The 15556-nt window shown below is 63.4% G+C and carries 16 protein-coding genes; 8 read left to right on the plus strand and 8 right to left on the minus strand.

From position 1 onward, the window contains the following. Nucleotides 1-114 precede the first annotated feature (114 nt). Complete coding sequence (gene arfB / locus NLM15_RS39225) at nucleotides 115-531, plus strand: alternative ribosome rescue aminoacyl-tRNA hydrolase ArfB (RefSeq protein WP_254123304.1); 417 nt, start codon at nucleotides 115-117, stop codon at nucleotides 529-531. 54 nt (nucleotides 532-585) lie between these two features. Here arfB and NLM15_RS39230 read toward each other — a convergent pair whose 3' ends face one another. Beyond that, nucleotides 586-999 (minus strand): hypothetical protein, encoded by a 414-nt coding sequence (locus tag NLM15_RS39230; protein WP_254123305.1) that lies wholly within the window; start codon nucleotides 997-999, stop codon nucleotides 586-588. 200 nt (nucleotides 1000-1199) lie between these two features. Between NLM15_RS39230 and NLM15_RS39235 the strand changes: the two genes are divergently transcribed. From NLM15_RS39235 to NLM15_RS39250, 4 genes are read left to right on the plus strand one after another with little or no spacing between them, the layout of a single operon-like run. After that, a complete protein-coding gene (locus NLM15_RS39235) occupies nucleotides 1200-1586 on the plus strand; it encodes a cytochrome c family protein (protein ID WP_254123306.1) in 387 nt (128 codons plus the stop codon). Then, entirely contained in the window at nucleotides 1587-1982 is a 396-nt protein-coding gene (locus NLM15_RS39240; RefSeq protein WP_254123307.1) for a VOC family protein, read from the plus strand. 46 nt (nucleotides 1983-2028) lie between these two features. Then, nucleotides 2029-2577, plus strand: coding sequence for a gluconate 2-dehydrogenase subunit 3 family protein (locus NLM15_RS39245; RefSeq protein ID WP_254123308.1), 549 nt, complete (start codon nucleotides 2029-2031; stop codon nucleotides 2575-2577). Between the two features lie 29 nt (nucleotides 2578-2606). Then, on the plus strand, nucleotides 2607-4175 hold the full coding sequence (locus NLM15_RS39250; RefSeq protein ID WP_254123309.1) for a GMC family oxidoreductase: 1569 nt from the start codon (nucleotides 2607-2609) through the stop codon (nucleotides 4173-4175). Between the two features lie 126 nt (nucleotides 4176-4301). Here the strand turns inward: NLM15_RS39250 and NLM15_RS39255 are convergent, their stop codons facing one another. Then, nucleotides 4302-4619 carry a ribbon-helix-helix domain-containing protein gene (locus NLM15_RS39255; RefSeq protein WP_254123310.1) on the minus strand — a complete coding sequence of 106 codons (318 nt, stop codon included), beginning with the start codon at nucleotides 4617-4619 and terminating at the stop codon, nucleotides 4302-4304. Nucleotides 4620-4861: 242 nt separating this feature from the next. On the opposite strand from NLM15_RS39255, the gene mutL reads away from it, so the two are divergent. Further along, complete coding sequence (mutL, locus tag NLM15_RS39260; protein ID WP_254123311.1) at nucleotides 4862-6673, plus strand: DNA mismatch repair endonuclease MutL; 1812 nt, start codon at nucleotides 4862-4864, stop codon at nucleotides 6671-6673. 90 nt (nucleotides 6674-6763) lie between these two features. On the opposite strand, the gene rsmD is transcribed toward mutL, so the two are convergent. Then, the gene (rsmD, locus tag NLM15_RS39265) at nucleotides 6764-7318 is read right to left on the minus strand and encodes a 16S rRNA (guanine(966)-N(2))-methyltransferase RsmD (protein ID WP_254123312.1); all 555 of its coding nucleotides are present in this window, start codon (nucleotides 7316-7318) and stop codon (nucleotides 6764-6766) included. A gap of 2 nt (nucleotides 7319-7320) precedes the next feature. Further along, a complete protein-coding gene (locus NLM15_RS39270; protein WP_254123313.1) occupies nucleotides 7321-9372 on the minus strand; it encodes a pseudouridine synthase in 2052 nt (683 codons plus the stop codon). A gap of 119 nt (nucleotides 9373-9491) precedes the next feature. Here NLM15_RS39270 and NLM15_RS39275 point away from each other — a divergent pair, with 119 nt between their 5' ends. Further along, nucleotides 9492-9950, plus strand: coding sequence for a nucleoside deaminase (locus NLM15_RS39275; RefSeq protein ID WP_254124653.1), 459 nt, complete (start codon nucleotides 9492-9494; stop codon nucleotides 9948-9950). Here the strand turns inward: NLM15_RS39275 and NLM15_RS39280 are convergent. Further along, nucleotides 9947-10852: an alpha/beta fold hydrolase gene (locus NLM15_RS39280; protein ID WP_254123314.1), complete on the minus strand. Its 906-nt coding sequence runs from the start codon at nucleotides 10850-10852 to the stop codon at nucleotides 9947-9949. The genes NLM15_RS39275 and NLM15_RS39280 overlap by 4 nt on opposite strands. Nucleotides 10853-11039: 187 nt before the next feature. Beyond that, complete coding sequence (purD, locus tag NLM15_RS39285) at nucleotides 11040-12323, minus strand: phosphoribosylamine--glycine ligase (protein WP_254123315.1); 1284 nt, start codon at nucleotides 12321-12323, stop codon at nucleotides 11040-11042. A 202-nt stretch (nucleotides 12324-12525) separates the two neighbouring features. On the opposite strand from purD, the gene NLM15_RS39290 reads away from it, so the two are divergent. Further along, complete coding sequence (locus tag NLM15_RS39290) at nucleotides 12526-13053, plus strand: HNH endonuclease (RefSeq protein ID WP_254123316.1); 528 nt, start codon at nucleotides 12526-12528, stop codon at nucleotides 13051-13053. Nucleotides 13054-13159: 106 nt separating this feature from the next. Here the strand turns inward: NLM15_RS39290 and NLM15_RS39295 are convergent, their stop codons facing one another. Together NLM15_RS39295 and NLM15_RS39300 are read right to left on the minus strand one after the other, a co-directional pair. Then, entirely contained in the window at nucleotides 13160-13867 is a 708-nt protein-coding gene (locus tag NLM15_RS39295; RefSeq protein ID WP_254123317.1) for a PP2C family serine/threonine-protein phosphatase, read from the minus strand. Next, entirely contained in the window at nucleotides 13864-15195 is a 1332-nt protein-coding gene (locus NLM15_RS39300) for a serine/threonine-protein kinase (RefSeq protein ID WP_254123318.1), read from the minus strand. The genes NLM15_RS39295 and NLM15_RS39300 overlap by 4 nt, the downstream gene beginning before the upstream one ends. Nucleotides 15196-15556: the final 361 nt, after the last annotated feature.

The following is a 15556-nucleotide window of genomic DNA, read 5'->3' on the forward strand; positions in this document are numbered from 1 at the left end:
TCCCCGACGTTTTCCGAAATGGCCGGGCTCGTCCCGGCCATTTCCGTTTCCACGATGCACCATTGCCGAACGTGGACGTCCGCGATATGTCCGGACATCACGAATGGTGCCCCCATGCTGCGGATATCCCGCGATCTCGTCATCGACGAGGACGATATCGAGATCGGCTTCGTCCGCGCCTCCGGCCCGGGCGGGCAGAACGTCAACAAGGTCGCGACCTCGGCCCAGCTGCGCTTCGACACGCGCAAGCTGACCTTGCCGGAAGATGCGGCGATCCGGCTCGCCCGCATCGCCGGTCAGCGCATGACCAAGGACGGCGTCATCGTGATCCACGCCCAGCGCTTCCGCACCCAGGAGCGTAACCGGCAGGACGCTATCGACCGGCTCGTCGATATCCTGACCGAGGCGATGATACGGCCGACACCGCGCCGGGCGACGCGGCCGACCTTTGCCTCCAAGCAGCGCCGGCTCGACGGCAAGAAGCGCCGCAGCGACGTCAAGTCGAAGCGCGGCGGCCGCTTCGACGACTAGCGCAAAAAACTCCGGCCGCAGAGCGACCGGAGTTCTGTGGTTTCCCCGACAGGGCTAGTAACGCTTACCCGGGGCGGCACCGCCCGTGGTGGAATCGTCGGCGGTCCCCTTATGCGCAGCGCTGCCGGTGGTGCCGACCGTGCCTCTGGTGCCTTTGGTCGATTTCATGCCCGTCTTCTCGCCGGCTGCGCCCGGCGGAGCAGTCATCTCCTCATCGCCGCTGCCCATCGTGCCGCCTTGCATGGGTTTGCTCTGCACGGTGCCGCCTGTCTTAGCGGGTGGTGCACCTTGCGCGAGAACGGGCGTCGCAACCAGAGCCGACAGCGCGCATGCGATCATCGAGGTCTTCACCAACTTCATCCATTTCTCCTGGATTTTTTCGCGATGAACGGCTCGGCCGTTTCCTGCGCCGCTTGCCTGCACCGGGCCATTGCATCGCGTAAAGAAATCAAGCGGCGCGGTCGTCATGCAATCCGCATCGTGTGGTGATCGTTTAGGGATTTGACGGCGGTTTCGCGGAATTGTGCTCCGCATATAAGGCAGCGCGGAACACCGCACGCCACAGCCATCCCGCTCGCAGCGAAACAGCCCGCTACTACCACCGCATCTTTGGCGGCGCCTAGAGTTTGCGCAGGCCGAGGTTGATGTGGATGGGCGAGCTGTAGGCGATGCGCGCGATCGTGCTGGGATTGTGCACCGCGATGGTGCTGGTGGTGCGGGTTGCCGATGCGCAAATGCCGTTACCGGCCGCAAAGCCGCCGGATGGCGCGACACTCTTCAAGCAGCAATGCGCGGTGTGCCACACGACAAATTCGTCGGAGCCGATGCGGCAGGGTCCGCCGCTGGTCAGGATCGTTGGCCGCCCGGCCGGCAAGATCGAAGGCTTCAAATACTCGGAGGCGCTGGCGAAAGCGGACTTTGCCTGGGACGAGACGAAGCTCGACGCCTGGCTGACCAATCCGCCGGCCGTCGTTCCAGGCGTGACCATGGTCTACCGGCAGGCGAAGCCGGAGACGCGCGCCGCCATCATCGCCTACCTGAAGGAGCTGAACTGAATGGCCAAGCCAGTCCATTCCATGATCCGCGTGCTCGACGAGGCCCGCTCGCTCGACTTCTACAGGCGCGCCTTCGGCCTGGAGGTCGCCGACCATCTGAAATTCGCGGACTTTGCCCTGATCTATCTGCGTCACCCCTCCTCACCTTTCGAGGTGGAGCTGACGGTGAATTTCGATCGCAAGGAGCCGTATCAGCTCGGCGATGGCTACGGACATATCGCCGTGGTCGTCGAGGATCTCGATGCCGAACATGCCCGCTTCGAGCGCGAGAAGCTCGCACCGGGACCGCTGCGCGACTTCAAGCACGACGGCAAGACGCTGGCGCGCTTCTTCTTCGTCAGCGATCCCGATGGCTACAAGATCGAGGTGATCCAGCGCGGCGGACGTTTCGGCTGATCAAATCACAAGAATCAGAATCACGAACATCGAAGGAGGACATGCCATGAGAGAAGTCGATCGTCGAAGCAAGCACAGCCGCCGCGTCTTTCTCAAGGGCGCGGCAACGGCCGTGCCAGTCGTGGCCGTGGCGACCAGCGTCGCCGTGAGCATCGAAGATGCCTGGGCCGATGATGCCAGTTCGCTGACGCCCGCGACGATGAAGACGCTGCTGAAGGTCGCGCGCGACATCTATCCGCACGACTTCCTCGGCGACAGTTACTACATCATCGCGATCAAGCCGTGGGACGGCAAGGCGGCCAAGGATCCCGCCGTCAAATCGCTGATCAGCGACGGCATCACGCGGCTCGATCAGAACGCGCGCGATCGCCACAAGGTGGCTTACGCAGAAGTGCCCTGGGAAGCCGACCGCGTGGTGCTGCTGAAGGAGATCGAGGGAAGCGACTTCTTCCAGAAGGTGCGCGGCGACCTCATCGTGTCGCTCTACAACCAGAAAGAGGTCTGGCCGCGGTTCGGCTACGAGGGCTCTTCCGCCGAGCACGGCGGCTACATCAACCGCGGCTTCGCCGACATCGACTGGCTGCCGAAGGCTTAAGGCTCACCCAACGGTTCAGGAGAACGCATATGGCAAAATTCGATCTGAACGACTCCAGCGTTGCGGTGATCGTCGGCTCCGGTGCCGGCGGCGGCACGCTGGGCAACGAGCTCGCGCAAAAGGGCGTCAAGGTGGTCATCCTCGAAGCAGGTCCGCGCATCGAGAACCAGGACTTCGTCAACGACGAGTGGGAGAGCTTTTCCCAGCTAGCCTGGACCGATGCCCGCACCACGTCGGGCACATGGCGTGTCGCCAAGGATTTTTCGGGCCTTCCCGCCTGGATCGTCAAGGCGGTCGGCGGCTCGACGACGCATTGGGCCGGCGCGTCGCTGCGCTTCGACGAGCACGAGTTCAAGGTGAAAAGCACCTACGGCAACATTCCCGGCGCGAACCTCCTGGATTGGCCGGTGACGCTGGCCGAGATGGAGCCGTGGTACGCCAAGGCCGAGAACAAGATGGGCGTGACCCGCACCAACGGCATTCCCGGACTTCCCGGCAACAATAACTTCAAGGTGCTGGAGGCGGGCGCGAAGAAGCTCGGCTACAAGACCGTGCACACCGGCAACATGGCGATCAACAGCCAGCCGCGTGACGGGCGCGGCGCCTGCCAGCAGATCGGCTTCTGCTTCCAGGGCTGCAAATCCGGTGCGAAATGGTCGACGCTCTACACCGAGATCCCGAAGGGCGAGGCCACCGGCAATCTGGAGGTCCGCCCCGGCAGCATGGTGGTCAAGATCGAGCACGATGCCGGCGGCAAGGTGACCGGCGTCGTCTATGCCGACGAGACCGGCGCGATGCAGCGCCAGAAGGCCCGCATCGTCGCGGTCGCCGGCAATTCGATCGAAAGCCCGCGGCTACTCCTGAACAGCGCTTCGAGCATGTTCCCCGATGGCCTCGCCAACTCGAGCGGTCAGGTCGGCCGCAACTACATGCGGCACATGACTGGCAGCGTCTATGCCGTGTTCGAGAAGTCCGTGCACATGTATCGCGGCACCACGATGGCCGGCATCATCCGTGACGAATCCGTCAACAACCCGAAGCGCGGCTTCGTCGGCGGCTACGAGATGGAGACGCTGTCGATCGGGCTGCCCTTCATGGCGGCGTTCCTCAATCCCGGCGCCTGGGGCCGTCCGTTCACCGCGGCGCTTGACGGCTATCCACGAATGGCCGGCATGTGGCTGGTCGGCGAGGACATGCCGCAGGAGACCAACCGCATCACGCTCGACCCCAGCGTGAAGGACAAGCACGGTCAGGCGGTCGCGAGCGTCCATTTCGACGATCACCCGAACGACGTCGCGATGCGCGCGCACGCCTACAAGCAGGGGGCGGCGGTCTACGACGCCGTCGGCGCCACCGTGACCTATCCGACGCCGCCTTATCCGAGCACGCATAATCTCGGCACCAACCGGATGAGCGAGAAGCCGCGCGACGGCGTGGTCAACAAGTTCGGCCAGAGCCACGACGTCAAGAACCTGTTCGTCTCCGACGGCAGCCAGTTCACCAGCGGCGCGGCCTGCAACCCGACGCTGACCATCGTCGCCCTCGCGATCCGGCAGGCGGATTACATCGCCGGCGCGATGCAGAAGAAGGAGATTTGAGGTAATTGAGGCGGTCTCGTAGCCCGGATGGAGCGAAGCGTAATCCGGGAATCTATCAGCCGGCACTAAGCCCCGGATTGCGCTGCGCTCCATCCGGGCTACACGTCTGCGGCTACGCCGTCCCTTCTATTCGGCCGCGTCGAGAAGCGGTGCAACTGTGGCCTTGAACTCCGGCACCGTCACCATGCTCTTGGAGCGGTAGATCAGGCAGGAGCAGCGCAGCAGCGAGGCGAAATTATTGACCTCGCCGTGATGGTCGAGCACCTCGTTGTAGAGTGTCGTCAGGAACTTGCCGACGCTCATATTCTCCTTGGCCGCGATCTCCTCCAGCGTATCCCAGAACGCCATCTCCAGCCGGATCGAGGTGCAGTGCCCGCCGATCCGCAAAGAGCGGGTCTGGGATTCGTAGTCGCGTTGGGGCTGGTGCGCGAAGAGATGGCACATGGCGTCCTCCCGTCCTGTTGCCATTTTTTCACGATGCTACACCGCTGCTTGGGCCCCCACAATCAGGACGGTAGCGGGACGATCGCTCCATCCCGGCTGCGCGAATTTTCTCGAACGTCCAATGTCTTCAATGTGATAGGCATCCCTCTTCCCCAGGGCGCCACACGGCTGTTGCCCAACACATGCTTTTGACGCAACACGGCCTAGAATAGCGCCGTCAGCGAATCCAAATCGAAAGCTCCATGCCCGTCCGCCAATTGCCAGAGCAGGTCGTCAACCGCATCGCCGCCGGCGAGGTGGTCGAGCGTCCGGCGAGCGTGGTCAAGGAACTCGTCGAGAACGCCATCGATGCCAGGGCGAGCCGGATCGACGTCTTCACCGATGGCGGTGGACGGCGGCGGATCGGCATCACCGACGACGGCGGCGGCATGACCGCGAAGGATCTCGCACTCGCGGTCGAGCGCCATGCGACGTCAAAACTCGACGACGAGGATTTGCTTCAGATCCGCACCCTCGGGTTCCGCGGCGAGGCGCTGCCCTCGATCGGCTCGGTGGCGCGTCTCTCCATCACCACACGGCACGCGAGCGAGCCGCATGCCTGGGCGCTGTCGGTCGAGGGCGGCGAGAAGTCCGAGATCATGCCGGCCGCGCTGGCGCATGGCACGCGCGTCGAGGTCAACGACCTCTTCTATGCAACACCCGCGCGGCTGAAATTCCTGAAGACCGACCGCACCGAGGCGGAGGCGATCCGCGAGGTGGTCAGGCGCCTCGCCATGGCGCGGCCCGATATCGCCTTCACGCTGGCGGGCGAGGAGCGCGCGCCGGTGACCTGGGCCGCGGCGCTGCCCGGTGCCGCCGGACGGCTGACGCGGCTCGGCGATATCCTGGGCGCGGAGTTCCGCAGCCATGCCTTCGAGGTCCATGCCGAGCGCGAGGGCGTCGTCGTCGCCGGCTATGCCGCGGCGCCCGCGCTGACCAAGGCCAACGCGCTCGGGCAATATCTCTTCGTCAACGGCCGCCCGGTGCGCGACAAGCTGATCCTCGGCGCAGTGCGCGGGGCCTATGCCGACTATCTGCCGCGCGACCGCCATCCGGTGCTGGCGCTGTTCGTCACGCTCGATCCACGCGAGGTCGATGCCAACGTGCATCCGGCCAAGACCGAGGTACGCTTCCGCAACGCCGGCCTCGTGCGCGCGCTGATCGTGCACGGACTGAAGGAAGGGCTTGCACGCGAGGGCCGGCGCACGGCGGCCAACAGCGGCGAGAGCGCGCTGTCCTCGTTCCGGCCCGCGTTCACGCCGCGCCCGGCAGGCTGGGACTGGCGGGCTTCGCCATCCGCCCCGGTCGCGCCGATGCCGTCCTTCGACGGCTCGGCTGCGCCCGCCTTCGCCGAGCGCGCACAGGCCGCATTCGATGTCGGTGCGCCCAGTGCCGACGTGCGGATCGAGGCGCAGCCGGTCGGCGATCTCGTCGATCGCCCGCTCGGCGCGGCGCGCACGCAGATCCACGAGACTTACATCGTCTCGCAGACCCGCGACGGCCTGATCATCGTCGACCAGCACGCCGCGCATGAACGCATCGTCTATGAACGGCTGAAGGCGTCGCTCGCCGCCAACGGCGTGCAGCGGCAGATCCTCCTGATTCCCGAGATCGTCGAGATGGACGAGGCGACGGTGGAGCGCCTGCTCGAGCGCAGCGAGGAGCTTGCGTCATTCGGCCTTGCGATCGAATCCTTTGGACCCGGCGCGGTCGCGGTGCGCGAGACGCCGTCGCTGCTCGGCAAGACCAATACGGGCGGCCTGTTGCGCGATCTCTCCGAGCACATGGCCGAATGGGACGAGGCACTGCCGCTCGAGCGCCGCCTGATGCACGTCGCCGCGACCATGGCCTGCCACGGCTCGGTGCGAGCCGGCCGCCGGCTGCGTCCGGAAGAGATGAACGCCCTGCTCCGCGAGATGGAGGAGACGCCGAACTCCGGCCAGTGCAATCACGGCCGGCCGACCTATGTCGAGCTGAAGCTAAGCGACGTGGAGAAGCTGTTCGGGCGGAGGTGATCTTCGTAGGACGGGTTAACGAAGCGTAACCCGCCGCTTTTGCGCCCGCGGGGACATGGCGGATTACGCTTCGCTAATCCGCCCTACCGACTACGGCCTCTTCAAAAACACGAACTCCGTGTCGTCGTAAGCCCGCCGCTCCAGCTCCTCATACCCTTCCGGCGTCGCAAACTGCGCAGCCTTCGCCTCTTCCACCACGAGCAGCGCGCCCGGCGTGAGCCAGCCGCCGTCGCGCAAAGACGCGAGCGCCTTCTCGGCAAAACCCTTGCCGTAGGGCGGATCAAGGAACACCAGCGAGAACGGCTCGACCGGATGCGCGGGGCCGAGATCGGTCGCATCGCGGCGATAGACCTTTGTCGTGCCGCCGAGGCCCAGCGACTCCACATTGTTGCGGAGCAGCGCGCGCGCTTCCGCGCCGTTGTCGACAAACAGCGTGAACTTCGCCCCGCGTGATGACGCCTCGATGCCGAGCGCGCCAGTGCCGGCGAAGAGATCGAGCACGCGCGCGCCCTCGATCGGATCGTCATAGGCGTGCACGAGGATGTTGAACACGGACTCGCGCAGGCGGTCCGCCGTGGGGCGGATGTCGCGCGAGGACGGCGAGGCCAGATTGCGCCCCTTCAATCGACCGCCGACGACGCGCAACGTCAGTCCTCCCGCGGCGTCAGGTCGCGCTTGCCGTGATAGCCGCGCTTGGGACGGCGCGGCGGGCCGTAGCCGTTGGCCTCGGACTCGTTGCGCTCGCGCGCCTCCTCGCTGCCCGTGCGCTGCACCAGCACGCGGCGGCCCTTGCGGTCGTTGATCACGCCACGTTTGCTGGCGGGCTTCTTTTCGCGCGGGGCATCGTCGACGCGCGAGGCGGACTTCGAGGGCACATCGAACTGCGCGCCCGACTTCTCGATCACCTTGTCGCCGAGCTGCTCGCGCAGCACGCGCGACTTGATCTCCTCGACCTGGCCCTCGGGTACCTCGCCGAGCTGGAACGGGCCGTAGGACACGCGGATCAGCCGGTTCACCTCGAGCCCGAGATGGGCGCAGACGTTGCGCACCTCGCGGTTCTTGCCTTCGCGGATCGCGAACACCAGCCAGACATTGGCGCCCTGGTCGCGTTCCAGCGTCGCCTCGATCGGACCGTATTTGACGCCCTCGACCTCGATGCCACCCTTGAGCTCGTCGAGCTGGGCCTGCGTGACGTCGCCATGGGCGCGGACGCGGTAGCGGCGCAGCCAGCCGGTGTCCGGCAGCTCGAGCGTGCGCGCGAGGCCGCCGTCATTGGTGAGCAGCAGCAGCCCTTCGGTGTTGAAGTCGAGCCGGCCGATCGAGATCAGTCGCGGCAAACCCTCAGGTAGATTGTCGAACACGGTCGGACGCCCCTCGGGGTCGTCATGCGTCGTCATCAGCCCGCGCGGCTTGTGATAGAGGAACAGCCGCGTGCGCTCGCGCTCCGGCAACGGCTTGCCGTCGACAGTGACGACATCATTCCGGGTGATGTCGAGCGCCGGCGAATTGATGACACGGCCGTTGACGGCGACGCGCCCCTGCGTGACCATCTCCTCGGCGTCGCGGCGCGAGGCGAGGCCTGCGCGCGACAATACCTTGGCGATACGTTCGCCGGCCTTCTTCGGCTTCGGCGCGTCGTCCCGGCGCGGCCGGCCCTCGAAATCCCGATCACGGTCACGATAGGCGCCGCGGCCGCCGAACGCCGGACGCTTCTCGAAGATCCGGCTCTCGTCCTCATTGTCGCGGCGCGGACGATCGCCGAAACGATTCTCGCTCCGCGGATGCTCGTGCCAGTCGGAGCGGCCTTCGGAGCGCTCGCGCGGCCGATTGAATTTCGGCCGGTCGCCGCCGCGTCCTCCGCGGTCGTCATCGCCATCACGACGGGGCCGATCAAACTTGGGACGATCACGGAACGGACGATCACCCGATGCGCGATCGTCGCGCGAGCGCGAGAAGCGCGGACGGTCCTCACCGCGGCCGTCTTCGCGACGGTCGTCGCGCTTTTGCCAAGGCTTGTCCTCGCCGCGATCGCGGCCGCCAAAATCCTTGCGCGGACCCTTGCTGAAATCCTTGCGCGGCGGACGATCGCCACGCGGACCCGCGTCGCGCTTCTGCCAGGGCTTGGAATCGCTGCGCTCACCACGATCGCGCGGGCGGTCGCCACGGTCGGGGCCGCCTCGCGAAAACTTGCGCTCGCCGTCGAACTTGCGTTCCGGACGGTCACCGCGCGGCGCATAGGGGCGCTTGTCGCCGAACTTCTTGTCGCCGAACCTGCCGGCCGGGCGGGAGTCGTCGCGATCGCGGCTGCGCGGCGGACGGTCGTCACGGCCATAGGAGGGGCGGTCACCACGCGGCTTGAACGGCCGCTTCTCGCCGTCGCGCGAGGAGCGGTCGGAGAAGGGACGGTCGCCACGCGGCTTGAAGCTGCGCTCGCCGCGATCCTCACCGCCGCGGTCATCGCGCTTGAAGCGGGGACGGTCGCTGAAGTCGCGGCGGGGCGCATCGCCCTCTTCGCGGCGGCGGAAGGGGCGGCCCTCGCGGTCGCCGCGGGGCGGGCGGCTGTCGCGATCGCCCTTGCCCTCGAAGCCGCGCTTGGCGAATTTCTTCTCGGGGCCGCGCGCCTTGCCGGAACGGCCCTTGGCCGGGCCTCGATCACGCCGGCCGCGGGAATCGTTGTCTTTGTCGCTGTCGCGAGGCATGAATAATCTCACTCAGGGGGTGGCGCGAGAGCATTGTGCGCGCTCGTTTCGAGCCGCATGCTCAGGCAAAACCGGTATTCACTCTTGCTGAAGGCGGAGCTACTAGCAGGTTTCTGGCAATGATACGAGGCTTGAAAGCCCCCTCTTTCATGGATTTGGCGCTCAAAACGGCCGAAAATGCCGGAAAGGCGGGCGAAGTTCCGATCGGATGCGTCGTGGTCCGGAATTACGAGGTCATCGCCACCGCGGCGAACAGGACGCTGACCGATCATGATCCGACCGCCCATGCCGAACTCGTCGCGCTGCGCGAGGCCGCCAAAAAGATCGGCAGCGAACGCCTGGTGGACTGCGACCTCTACGTGACGCTGGAGCCTTGCACCATGTGTGCGGGAGCGATCTCCTTTGCAAGGGTCAGACGACTTTATTACGGCGCCGCAGATCCCAAGGGCGGCGCGGTCGAGTCCGGCGTGCGGTTCTTCGCCTCGCCGACCTGCCATCATGCGCCGGACGTCTATTCCGGCGTCGGTGAGAGCGAGTCGGCGCGGCTGCTGCGGGAGTTCTTCCGGGAGCGGCGTTAAGGCGCGAGGAAGAACTCCCGCAGCGCCTTGGCGGTCACGTCAGGGTTCTCCTCGGTGAGGAAGTGCCCTGAATCCACCGGCATGCCGTCCACCTTCGTGGCCCATTGCTTCCAGGTGTCGAGCGGCGTGGCGGCGGCCTGGGCGATGCCGGCGTTGCCCCAGAGTGCCAGCATGGGAATGGTGATCTTCTTGCCGGAATCGAAATCGGCCTTGTCGAGGTCGTAGTCGAAATAGGCGCCGGCGCGGTAGTCTTCGCACATCGCGTGCACGCGGGCGGGATCCCGGAACGGGGCGATGTAGTGCTCGAGCGCGCGCTCATCGATGGCATCGAGCGTCTTCGATTTGGTCTGGCTCGCCATCTTGAAGCGCAGGAAGAACTCGCCATTGCTCGAAATGAGCGTCTCCGGCAGCGGTGCGGGCTGGGCCAGGAAGGTCCAGTGATAGATCTTCAGCGCGTAGGCGCGGTTCATCCGCTCCCAGTAATTATAGGTCGGCAGGATATCGAGCACGGCGAGCTTCGACAGCCGGCCGGGATGGTCGAGCGCGAGGCGATAGGAGACACGGCCGCCGCGGTCGTGGCCGGCGAGCGCGAAGTGGACGTGGCCGAGCTGCTCCATCGCCTCGACCATGGCCTTGGCCATCGCGCGCTTGCTGTAGGGGACATGCAGCGCATCGCTCTTCGGCATGTCGGACCAGCCATAGCCCGGCAGATCGGCGATGATCAGCGTGAAGGCGTCGGCAAGCTGCGGCGCCACGCGGTGCCACATCACGTGGGTCTCGGAGAAGCCGTGCAGCAGCAGCAGCGGCGGCCCCTTGCCGCCGACGCGGGCGAAGATGCGGCCGGAGGAGGTGTTGATCCATTCCGAGGCAAAGCCCGGATAGAGGTCGGCGAGATCGGACATCTTCTGCATCCTTATCTGGTCAGTCGCGAGGGTGCCTCAAACAAAAATGTCGAAAACAACCCCATGCACAGTAGCTAAGTTCATGACCTGCCTGTGCATTTTTTCAGTGCCGACGGGCGCGGCGAGACATTGCGCGCCGGCAGCAGAAAACCCTGTCAGCTCTTGGCCTTGTCAGCTCTTGGCCTTGTCAGTTCTTGGCCTTCTCGGCTTCCACCGCCTGCCAGCCGATGTCGCGGCGGCAAAAGCCTTCCGGCCAGTTGATGCGGTCGACGGCCTGATAGGCGCGCGCCTGCGCCTCGGTCACGGTCGCCCCTAGCGCGCAGACATTGAGCACGCGGCCGCCATTGGCGAGGATCGCGCCGTCCTTCTCGACGGTGCCCGCATGGAAGATCTCGGCGGTCTCGACCTCTGAGGCGTCATCGAGCCCCTCGATGCGCGTGCCCCTCTCGTAGTCGCCAGGATAGCCCTTCGCCGCCATCACCACGGTCAGCGCGGCCTCCGGATACCAGCGAATGTCAAAGTTCTTCAGCTGCCCGTCGCAGGACGCGAGGAACGCGGGCACGATGTCCGACATCATGCGCATCATCAGCACCTGGCACTCGGGATCGCCGAAGCGGACGTTGAACTCGAACAGCTTTGGGCCGTGCGTCGTCAGCATGATGCCGGCATAGAGCACGCCGCGGAACGGGGTGCCGCGCTGTTTCATGCCGGCAACCGTCGGCAAAATGATCTTGGCCATGATCGCGTCGTGGATCGCAGGCGTCACCAGCGGCGTCGGCGAATAGGCGCCCATGCCGCCGGTGTTCGGGCCGACGTCGTGGTCGAACACGCGCTTGTGGTCCTGCGCGGAGGCCAGCGGAATGGCGGTCTCGCCGTCGCACAGCGCGAAGAAGCTGATCTCGCGGCCCGGCAGAAACTCCTCGATCACGACTTCCGCGCCGGCCTCGCCAAAGGCGCCCTCGAACATCATGGCGATGGCGTCCTCCGCTTCGCGCACGGTTTTCGCGACGACGACGCCCTTGCCGGCGGCAAGGCCGTCGGCCTTCACCACGATCGGCGCGCCCTGGCTGTTGACGTAATCGCGCGCGTCCTTGGCGTTGGTGAAGCGCTTGTAGGCGCCGGTCGGAATGCCGAATTCAGTGCAGAGCGCCTTGGTGAACCCCTTGGAGCTTTCGAGCTGGGCGGGGATCTTGTTCGGGCCGAACGCCTTGATGCCGGCGGCGGTGAGGTCGTCGACGATGCCGGCGGCCAGCGGCGTCTCCGGGCCGACCACGACGAGCTCGACCGCGTTTTTCTTGCAGAAGTCGATCACGGCGGCATGGTCAGCGACATCGAGCGCCACGCATTCCGCCTCCCGCGCGATGCCGGCATTGCCGGGCGCGCACCAGAATTTGGTCACCAGGGGAGAGGCTGCGATTTTCCACGCCAGGGCATGTTCGCGGCCGCCGGAACCAAGCAGGAGAATGTGCATCGAAGGCTCGAAATGAGGGGTTTTGCCAGGGGCGGAGGTCGCACGAATCGGGGTGGGGCTCAAGGGGGGATGGCGCCAACCCCCGTCATTCTGGGCCCGACTCTCGGGCGAGCGAGCTCGGATTTATCGTGCCGTGTCACACGGATCGGTTGGCGACAGCCGCGAATTATTCCGCTTTCGGCGGAATACAAGAGAAACCACAATGCTCCTGCCCAATTGCTCTAGCAGCCGTCGCGCCATACCCTTCGAAGCCGTGGCCCTTAAATCAGGATCGACCGACATGGCGATTAACGTTGATTCGGCTGAAGAGGGAAATCGCTTACGGAGTGTTTTCTCTCGCAAGATGTCGTTTGCTAAGAGCAAAGGCATATCATTTCAGTTCGACGGTCCCGACGGATTCATAGCATGGTGGAATAATGCCCTTTTGCAACAGCGGGGCTCTTGTGCGTATTGCGAAACGCCCATCCGCATAATTCGTGAGCTAATTAATCGTCGTTTGATAGCTGGTCGAAACGGCAAAGTACCTGACGCCCGCGGACCGAATTTTGAAATTGATCGAAAGGACGGAAAGGGAGCCTATTCGGCAGACAATTGTGTGTTGGCTTGTCTCTACTGCAATAACGACAAATCAAACATCTACGACCACGTTACGTACAAGGAATTTCTTGGTCCGGCGCGGAGCCGCCACTTTCGATATTTGGCGGAGCAGGCGGGTTTAAGTTGGGACTAGAGGCGCGACAGACTCCAATGTGCCTGCTCATTAGTCGAGATCGACGCACTTCATCGCTTAACGGCATTCCGGTCAACGCGGTCGGACAGCACTGTCACCGTAATCCCTATTCAAGAAATGCCGCCGCAATCGTATAATTGTCGTCAGCTCCTCTTTGCTGAACCAACTCAGCCACCCTCTGCACGAAGACAGAAGCTGTCGCTGAGCTGTCGGACACGTCTTTAAGTTCTCGCAAAAATACTTTGCCGTGAACACCATCCGACATGATGAAAACGCGGTCATTGGTTGAAACGTCGAGAATCGCGGAATCGATCTGCGGGTGCGTCGGAGCTCCTAACGCGCTCTCCAGCACATTTCGTCGTGGATAGCTCTCAAATTCCTCAGGCGAAAGCTTCCCAATCGAAAGCAAGCGATTTGCCTCGGTGTGATCCTTCGTTAACAGCTTAATTCCTTTTCTTCGCTGCAGTACAATTCGGGTATCTCCGCAATGAGCGAAACGCATTGTACCGTCCTTGATATATACGGCGGAAAATGTCGTCGCCATGCGTCGCAGTTCTGGTCTATCTGCTTGGGCTTGCCTGATACGCTGATGGATCTGCCACGCGAGCATCGGCAAATCCATATTGAGATCCTCGCGCACTGCGCTCATGAACACATCTATCGCCAAGCGGGACGCGAATTGCCCACCAATGTGTCCGCCCAACCCGTCAGCCACTGCCATCGCAAGCCCACCCGGCAATCGCCACAAGCCTGCTGAGTCCTCGTTTTCGGGGCGAGGGCCTTTGTCGGACGAGTAGGCGCAATCGAACTTCATCGACAGACTTCAGTCAGAACGGTCTGCAAAAACGGATGCAACTCGGTTCTGGACGCGCCGACCGAGCGCTCCAAGTGAGCGATCAAACGACAAATGTCGTCGCCGCTTGCTCGGAATTCGATGCTGAGGCGTCGCGCTGTCGTTTCGTCCATCTTGGAACCACATAGTTGCAAAAATTTGCGCTCAACATACCATCGATTGTGCGAAGTGCCCATTTCAAGCATCGCCATCAATGCATCAGCTTTGGTCTCCATCGAACACAATGAAAAGAAGGCCTCTAAAACGTTGGCGAGGGAATCGCACCGCTCAAAGACAAACGAGTTCTTCATCACCCACTTGGAGTAAATTTGACCGAGACGGTCGCCGAGGCCTGCCCACTTACTGCAGAGATCTTGGACTTGCGCCAGTGAAAGACGGTCTAATATTTGGGGTGCGTCGCCCTCGTTGTCTTCGACAAACTGCACCAACGCTTTTGCTGCTTGTTCATCCAGCGGCTCACCCAAGCTCAGTTGGTCACCGAAGCCGGGAGTCTTTGTTGCAATGCTTGTCGGCAGTGCATCCGCAGAGGCCGAGTTTATTGCGTCGAGCACCGCGCGGACGGACTTGAATCTCCTATCAGCGTCGGCTCTAGTGCAGTTTCTGAGTATTGCGCCGAAGTCACCCCCTTCTTTAATCTCTGCGCAAGGCACGCGCGGGTCGCTACCGACAATGTCGTGCAGTATGCAGCCTAACGAGTAAATATCAGACTGCGCCGTGGCCTTCCGTAGGTCCGAGGTAATTTCGGGGGCAGTGTAATAGTCGGTACCTTTCGCCATGCCAGTTACAGTGAGAACCGAAAGGCGGCTTTCGTTCATCGCGATCAAACCGAAATCGCTTATAGCATAGTACTCTCGAATCTCGCCTCCGGGGAGGATCGCTTGATATTTGAGAACATTCTGCGGTTTTAGATCTCGATGATAGATGCCCATGTTGTGCAGCTCGTCTAAAGCGGCGACGATGTCCGTAATCGCAGTAATCCATTTACCGCCCAGTGTGCGATCACGGTCTATATCATCTTGCAGACTGCAGATGGCTCTTGGCATCAAGTAATAGGGAGGATTTTCGTCAAGCTCAGTGTGAACAACTGGCACAATGTTTCGGTGCTTGATGCCGGACTGAATTCGGGCCTCTCGCGCAAAGCGCTTTTTTACGTTCTCCTCAATTGCAGGCGTCAAGGGTTGAGCAGGACAGAAAGTCTTTTTAGCATACTCTAGCCCATCGGCTCCCTTCACCAAATCGACGGTCCCAAAGCCGCCGCTCCCGAGATTGCGGATGACATCCAGCCTCATTAATCCTCCCTTCTGCCGCAAGGCCACCGTCAAGCAGCGCCGGGCAAGCAGTTGTGCGTCTTAGTTGCGGAGATCCAACACAACAACCGGGTATTTGGCAAGGATAGCTTTTCAGCGCGGCAGCATTCGCGCGTGCGAGCGCGCGCCATCGGCACAGCCCTTTGAACGCTTGAGTAATGCCGCAATACCTATGCCAGCTCGCAAGCCCTTGTGGGAGAAGGTGGCGCGAGGCGCCGGATGAGGGGTCTCTATCCAAAGGCACAAATGCTCGCGGAGACAGACCCCTCACCCAAGTGAGCCCGCGGTAATCAACGGTGATGCCCTCTCCCACAAGGGGAGAGGGCGCAGCAATCGGCACCGC

Origin of the sequence: Bradyrhizobium sp. CCGB20 (assembly GCF_024199855.1) — a bacterium.
In the GTDB taxonomy this organism is placed as follows: domain Bacteria; phylum Pseudomonadota; class Alphaproteobacteria; order Rhizobiales; family Xanthobacteraceae; genus Bradyrhizobium.